The 1,056-nt window shown below is 50.3% G+C and carries 1 pseudogene; it reads right to left on the bottom strand.

Annotated elements, in window-relative coordinates:
• Nucleotides 1-1,056: pseudogene (locus AC4E7D_RS13315) on the bottom strand (hypothetical protein); the annotation flags it as partial.

The following is a 1,056-nucleotide window of genomic DNA, read 5'->3' as shown; positions in this document are numbered from 1 at the left end:
GAGATCTTAAGTGCGCTCATTTTCTCGGCAACGCCCACCTTGTTGTTTGTAAACCTCGCGAGTCCTAAAATACCCAGTATGGGCACACAGAGTTCAAGTATAACCTGTATGGAACTTACTGCCCTGAATTTGTCATATAAGGGGAAGTAAGAAATCATAAAATCGGTAAGCGCCCCAAAGTTTTTTCCCCAACTCAGTAGCAGGGATAACACAACCCCTCCCAACAGCCACCATTTAGAGCGGTCCTTCACCAGGATAAGCCCCAGCAAAAAGAAAAAGAATACTACTACCCCAACATAGGCCGGGGCCGCCACACCTGGCTGGTCTCCCCAGTAGAGGGGGATACTGCTTGCAAAATCCAGGGCCCTGCTGCGGGAAAGCCCTTGTTCTGTTAAATACTGATAGGCCTTGGAATCTGTCCCCAGGTCCTCTGCAGAGGCCCCACCAAACAACCTGGGAACAATCAGGTTCAGAGATTCGGTAATCCCGTAGCTGTATTGGGTGATATACTCACGGCTCAGCCCGGAATTCCCTGATTTAGGGCTGCCATCCGGATTGACTGTCAACTCGGAAGTACCGCGCGTACTCCAGTCCGCATACTCCTTTGTGGCCAGCAGACCCGTGGTGTTCATGCTGATACTGATCAACACAGCCGCAACAAGTACGGATAGTGCTGTAAAAAAGGGTTTAAGCGTTTTGTTTCTAATGGCGTCGATAAGGTAAACCAGTCCGAGGATCAAAACCAGCAAGCCAAAGTAATAGGTCATCTGATAATGGTTGGCGCTGATCTCAAGTGCCATGGCCAGGGCAGTAAGGATAAAGCCCCAGAGGTATTTGCCCCTGAAGGCGAGCACTATTCCCCCCAGCACCATGGGGAGATAGGCAATTGCATGGGCCTTGGCGTTATGGCCTACCCCAAGGATGATGATCAAATAGGTAGAAAAACCGAAGGCCAGAGCCCCCAGGACGGCCAGGCGGTAATCGATCTTAAGGCAGCACAGCAAGATGTAGAAGCCAATAAAATAAAGAAAGAGATAATCTGCAGGCCTGGGAAGG

The organism is Lentiprolixibacter sp., from assembly GCF_982873095.1.
Note: the sequence above shows the minus strand (reverse complement) of the source record. Positions and strands in the feature narration are given on the sequence as shown.